5 protein-coding genes and 2 pseudogenes are annotated in these 5677 nt (G+C 57.5%); 4 read left to right on the forward strand and 3 right to left on the reverse strand.

The window, feature by feature from the left end; all coding sequences use genetic code 11:
- Nucleotides 1-333 precede the first annotated feature (333 nt).
- The 3 genes and pseudogenes from IB248_RS30630 to IB248_RS32100 form a co-directional block, all read right to left on the reverse strand.
- Nucleotides 334-1584 (reverse strand): aminotransferase class V-fold PLP-dependent enzyme, encoded by a 1251-nt coding sequence (locus IB248_RS30630; RefSeq protein ID WP_169683801.1) that lies wholly within the window; start codon nucleotides 1582-1584, stop codon nucleotides 334-336.
- 40 nt (nucleotides 1585-1624) lie between these two features.
- Entirely contained in the window at nucleotides 1625-2650 is a 1026-nt protein-coding gene (adhP, locus tag IB248_RS30635; protein WP_029792551.1) for an alcohol dehydrogenase AdhP, read from the reverse strand.
- A 108-nt stretch (nucleotides 2651-2758) separates the two neighbouring features.
- Nucleotides 2759-2878, reverse strand: a pseudogene (locus IB248_RS32100) (DNA polymerase IV); the annotation flags it as partial.
- A 120-nt stretch (nucleotides 2879-2998) separates the two neighbouring features.
- On the opposite strand from IB248_RS32100, the gene IB248_RS32260 reads away from it, so the two are divergent.
- From IB248_RS32260 to IB248_RS30655, 4 genes and pseudogenes are all read left to right on the forward strand, one after another.
- Nucleotides 2999-3142, forward strand: a complete 144-nt coding sequence (locus IB248_RS32260) for a hypothetical protein (RefSeq protein WP_281419731.1) — start codon at nucleotides 2999-3001, stop codon at nucleotides 3140-3142.
- Nucleotides 3143-3613: 471 nt separating this feature from the next.
- Nucleotides 3614-3856, forward strand: a complete 243-nt coding sequence (locus tag IB248_RS30645; protein ID WP_029792764.1) for a DUF982 domain-containing protein — start codon at nucleotides 3614-3616, stop codon at nucleotides 3854-3856.
- Nucleotides 3857-4818: 962 nt separating this feature from the next.
- Complete coding sequence (locus IB248_RS30650) at nucleotides 4819-5088, forward strand: hypothetical protein (RefSeq protein ID WP_246733811.1); 270 nt, start codon at nucleotides 4819-4821, stop codon at nucleotides 5086-5088.
- A gap of 130 nt (nucleotides 5089-5218) precedes the next feature.
- A pseudogene (locus tag IB248_RS30655) lies at nucleotides 5219-5539 on the forward strand (IS256 family transposase); the annotation flags it as partial.
- Between the last annotated feature and the right edge of the window lie 138 nt (nucleotides 5540-5677).

Genomic DNA, 5677 nt, shown 5'->3' on the forward strand with positions numbered 1-5677 from the left:
GCTCACGAAGATCATTCGAATAGGGTCGTGTCATGGATGCTGGCCTCCATTCCAGCATCCATGATGAATCACAAATCTGCTGATTTGGGAATCGCGCACCGATTCCGATAAGCAATGATCCGCTCTAAGGTCGTGCGGAGCGAGCGCGATCGGCTAGCTGGAGCTAACCGACCCGCTGCCACCCGTTTTGCAGCACAGCGACTCTCATTAGGCCGCTTGCCAAACCTCGTTTAAAATGCGCGCTGCCAACGCCGCCTTGTCCTGTGGCAAAAACCGCCGTAGTGCTGCTGGATCATGTCCGGTGTACTGAGGGTAAGTAGATGCCGCTATCCGTCAGGTTTTTATAAGGTCACGCATCGAGGCTACTCCGTCGAGAGCACGTTGGATGTGGGCCTGTGTATTGTAAATGTGGGGGCAAAGTCGTAACCCGCCGCTGGAAGAGGCTGCTATCCCGAATTTTGAATAAAGGGTGTCGACCACCGTTTTTTGGTTTTGCTTCGGAACCTCTATCACAACAACCCCGCCGCTCATCGCCGGATTTTCCGGAGTGACAAGGGTAGCCCCGAGATCCTTTAATCCCTGCTTTAGTTGGCTCGCGAGTTCCGCTATGCGGGCTTCTACACGCCGCGGGCCGATCTGAGTGTGAATATCCGCAGTGTCCGCGATCGCTGCGATGGCTGCATCATCGCGTTGTCCGAGCGTTTCAAACTTCTTTGCGTTGTCGAGGTCGAGTTCGACCTTAATCTCTCCAGTGTAGCCGATCGTGTTTGGCCATATTCCGCCGGCGCGTCCTTTGCGCACATAGAGGATACCGACCTCCTTCGGACCCATGAACCACTTGTGCGCGCTGGCCGAGAAGGTGTCGCATCCCATGTCGTGGAGGTTGAGCGCTGACGCGCCCCAGCTCTGAGCCCCGTCGACATGACAATGAATGCCCTTCTCGCGAGCCATCACCACAATTTTCTTGGCCGGAAGCTTCAGTCCGCTCACGTTGGAGCATTCGGTGAAGCTGACGGCCTTCGTTCGGTCGGTGCAGGCCTTGGAGAACAGCTCGACGATTTGTTCGTCACTCTCGGGTAGTCGCGGCAATGCCACGCGCACGACCTTCAGGCCAAACCGCCTGGCCCGGATATCCCACGCCTCGTTGTTCGTGACGTGGTTCTGATCCCAAATGACTACCTCGTCTCCCGACTTGAAGTCGAGACCGTTGGTGATGACGCTGTTAGCCTCGGAGGTGTTTCGAACCAGGGCGATTTCATCCGGATCGGCTCCGATCTGGGCCGCGACCTTCATTCGGGAACTGGAGAGCCGGTCGTTGAACTGCGCCCGGTTATTCAACGAAACGTCGTAGTCCACGACGCGGGTCAATTCTGCCACCTTTGATGCCACAGACTCGAAGGACGGGCAAAGGTTCGCGCTGTTCATCGGAATTGCTGTGTCCGGGAAGATGAACTGGTGGCGGACGAGTTCCCAGTACATGTCCCCGCTGATCGTGTCTGCACGTGCCGCGGACATGAGCAGGTTTGATGTCGTCGCGACTGTGGCGGCTGCGCCTGCGAACTGCATAAGCGTGCGTCTGGTCATGGAGCCCTGCATTGCACTTCTCCTTGTGTTCGCTAACGGGCTACTGGAGGTCGATGACGACCCGGCCGTCGATCTTGCCTTCCTCCATGCGCGCGAAAATGTCGTTGATGTTCTCAAGCTTGTCCCAACTGAAGTGGGACGCCACCTTCCCGTCGGCGGCAAAGCCGATAGATTCCTCAAGGTCCTGGCGTGTGCCGACGATCGAGCCTCTCACCGTGATGCGTTTGAGAACCGTGTCGAAGACGGGAAGGCTGATCATGGACGGCGGCAGTCCGACGAGCGACATCGTCCCTTTGGAACGCAGCATGTGGAAAGCCTGCTCCATAGCCTCCGGAGACACAGCAGTCACCAACGCGCCATGCACCCCGCCGACTTCCTTTTGGACCCTGGCAACTGCATCGGGTTCCCGTGCATCGACCGTCACATCCGCCCCAAGTTGGCTCGCAAGAGTGAGCTTGCTTTCGGAAACGTCGACGGCAACGACGTGCATTCCCATCGCTTTTGCATATTGGACGGCCATGTGTCCAAGGCCACCGATGCCTGAGATCATTACCCACTCGCCAGGGTTCACTTCGGTTTCCTTGAGGCCCTTGTACACGGTAACGCCAGCACACAGGACCGGCGCTGCCGGGCCGAAATCGAGTTTGTCAGGGAGGATGCCGACAAAGTCGGGGTCCGCGAGGCCGTACTCGGCAAAGGAGCCATTGACAGAATAGCCCGTGTTCTGCTGGCTTCCGCACAACGTTTCCCAACCCGTCCGGCAATGAGAGCAGTATCCGCAAGCAGTATGGAGCCACGGAACGCCGACCCGGTCGCCCTCCTTCAACCGCTTCACCGAACGACCGGCCTTGGCGACATATCCAACGCCTTCGTGGCCTGGGATGAACGGTGGACTTGGTTTGACGGGCCAATCCCCACGAGCGGCGTGAAGATCGGTATGGCAGACGCCTGTCGCAGCGAAACGCACCAGTATCTGATCATCCGCAGGGTCTGGTATCGGCATTTGCTCAATAACCAGTGGCTTATTGAAATCGAGGACAACCGCTGCTTTCATCATGTTCGGCATGGTCTTCTCCCAACGATAGGACAGCGGCCGAAGGAGAGCACCACAAGACCTCTTATACAAGTAGCATCGTGTTTGTTACACGTATCGCAGGGTTGCCCAGGTTCGTTCGGACGGCATGGCGGAGTGGCCGTCGGATTTCCCGGCCTCGTAACTTGCCACTGCGACTACGCCGCGTGCCCCTGAGCCATCGACCGTGACTGGGGGCCGGCGACCGACAATCTCCGGTGACCAGCCGCCGAACGTCGGTGCTCAAGATCGACAGGTCCTTCGTAGATGCTATCGGCCGGAATGCCGCGACAAGCCTGGTGACACCTTATCATCGAGATGACCCATAGCCTGAAACTCAAGATGGTCGCGGAAGGGATCGAGACAGTGGAGCAGGTAACGAGCCTGCGTCATTCCGGCATTCAGTTCGGACAAGGTTGGCTATACTCAAAGGCCCTCCCGTTCGAAGAATTCATGGCATTTTATGAAAAGCGCAATGCCGGATAAAGGACGGTGAGGAGATAAGTCACACGCGGCCGGCGCGCCTCGGCAGTCGCCGTCCTCCTCGCCGAACAGGGCGGCGGGCGTGGCTCCAGAAGATCCGCAGTCCCTTGCAGCCCGCTTGCACCGGCACGACTAATGCCCTCTACCCGTCCGACCTCATTGGGCATTTCGGTCCTCGTGCACCAAATACCGATAAGGCGGATCGACGTCCGCTGCGGACGCCCTTGCCCCTTACGGCAACAACTCCCTACCGGAAGAGAACCGATCCTGAAAGCATCCAGGCGCAAGCCGCCGCAAATGTCGCCATAGAGCTTATGTCGTCGAATTCGACGCTCGCGCCCCGAGAGTTGCTGGAATTGCTCCTGCTTCGTCTTCCCGTGGAATAATGGGAACAACATGTCACGGGCGGGGTTTATAAAGAGTGACCGCGCTATCCATCAGTGCGTATCCCTGTAAAGCGGAATCGGAGACCTTGTGTCGACACCGGGTTGGCTGGTCTTAGTCGTTGAACGCAACCGCATGCTGCATACTGTTGCATCGGCAGAAGAAGCCCTTGATATGCTCTTTACGAATTGGCCGGTGACAAACGGCCTCGCCTTCTTCTCGGCAATGCAGGCCTGCGCTCCTACCGTGGCAGGCACTGCAACCCAGGGAGAAGCCCAGTCCGCATTCCTTGCGGCGGCGCTTGATGCAAGCGTAGTATTCCGGCTCGCCTAGGGCTGTAGCCTCGCAGCGTGTCCCGATCGCCTGCACCCGCCGGGGCTCTTTGTTGACGAACGCGGCTTCTACGCTAGCGAAGCTCTTGCGCCTGCTCTGGTGCGTCCTCTTAATTCCACCTCAAAGGCCCCGAAAATTCGCGGGGTTTCGTTCTGCCTTTGAGGAATGCCGGGCTATGCGAAGGGCCGAGAAGTACTATGATCGCCTTCTTGAATATAATGGAATCAAGACGTAGGCCGTGGGGCGCTCGTCGCTTTGTTGAAAGCTGCGCGGGGAAATTGGGCGGGGCAGATGGGGAAGTGGAAAGACCGGGTTATAGTTACGGCTATCGTCGCAGGCGCAGCTTATCTGGCATATTACGAATACCGCGCGGGGTACTTCACAAGACCACCGATGCCCGAGGGTGCATTTTCACTTTCCTACCCAAGCGGATTCCGTGCGATCATGGTTGATGTACCCAACGAGAGAGAAACTCGACGCTATTTGGGGCTGCCGTCGGACGTTCCATTCTATCTCAGCGACGCATGGTCGTTTTGCTATCCCCCTAGCAAGGAAGAACAAAAGCAAGTCGCCGTCACCTTGAAAGAGCGAAACCGGCCAGGTGAGAGAGCAGAGGCAGTTTGCAAAATAAAAGTGGATGGCAACCCTATCGTGCGGGGAGTGGTAACGTCGGTCCCTAGACCGTGACTTTGCGCCGCTACACTCAATTGGCCGAAGGATAGCGCCTTCCACTCGTCAGACCAAAGTCCAAACGAGATTCAGGCTTCAGTCTGATTTCTTCGGCGAATAATATCAGGCAATCTCTGGTTGATCCGAGTCGCACAGCCCGAGACCCGCGCGGCGAAAGATCAAGGGCTTTCCCGGTCCCGCCGACCAGGAAAGTCCTTTTGCGTACGAGCACAGTGTGGGCCGAGAAAACTAGTAGGTCTAATCGTGAGGGCGATGTCCATAGAACTATCGCGATGCTGGAGCTCTCGGGAGGCAAGCAACCGATGGGCATAGACCTGCAAATGGTTCCTGATTCCTCCACCATCAAACTCGCGCTGAAGACGTTGTGCCGCGAGAACGGTGTCGAGCGAGACCGAAGAGCAGTCGCTGAAATCGCGATTCTACTAACATCGCTGTGGCAACAAGGCACACGCGACGGAGAAGAACTCCTGCGCCTTGCTCGTGAAAAGCTCGCAGAGGCTGCAGCAAAACCCAATGGCGGCTCATACGATGCCCGTCGGTAGGCGCACGAGCGCGCGTTATGAGGTTGGCATCTCTGAACACCAACCCACGACTGTCGAGCCCTAATCGCAACTCTGGGCCAGGTCGCGCGAATCGCAAGGTTGCCTTTGTCCTGGCCGAGAGAGCGGCTTTTCCGCCACTTGGCAAAGATGCCGGGTTCACTTCATGCGCAATGCGCTGGCCCATGCCGGCAGGAGTGGCCGACGCGTGGTCTCCGCTTTCATTGCAACAGCTTTTGCCCAGGACACGCCCGAGGCCGCCAGCCAACAATGGCGCAATGTCGCCGATCAGATCAGGCCGAAAGTGCCGAAACTTGCTGGCCTCATGGATAGTGTGGAGGAAGATGTGCTCGTCTACATGACCTTTCCCAAGCAACACTGGACCAAGCTTCACAGCATGAACCCGATTGAGCGCCTCAATGGAGAGATCAAACGAAGGACCGAGGTGGTCGGTTCGGGACCCGTTATAGCGCGGCGATCAGGATGAGACGCGCGCGACAATCTGGATGAGACTCTTATGTCGCGGTCGGGGTGAAGGTATCACGCTGATTGTCGCTGACAAGAGTCTGATCGTTTTCTAATTGCCGCTCCG

The organism is Rhizobium sp. RHZ01 (assembly GCF_014851595.1).
In the GTDB taxonomy this organism is placed as follows: domain Bacteria; phylum Pseudomonadota; class Alphaproteobacteria; order Rhizobiales; family Rhizobiaceae; genus Rhizobium; species Rhizobium altiplani.

Excerpts from the sequence above, each read along its gene's own strand:
- IB248_RS30650 (WP_246733811.1), top strand. The coding sequence starts at position 4,819 with ATGCTGGAGCTCTCGGGAGGCAAGCAACCGATGGGCATAGACCTGCAA.
- adhP (WP_029792551.1), bottom strand. The coding sequence starts at position 2,650 with ATGCCGAACATGATGAAAGCAGCGGTTGTCCTCGATTTCAATAAGCCA.
- IB248_RS32260 (WP_281419731.1), top strand. The coding sequence starts at position 2,999 with ATGGTCGCGGAAGGGATCGAGACAGTGGAGCAGGTAACGAGCCTGCGT.
- IB248_RS30630 (WP_169683801.1), bottom strand. The coding sequence starts at position 1,584 with ATGACCAGACGCACGCTTATGCAGTTCGCAGGCGCAGCCGCCACAGTC.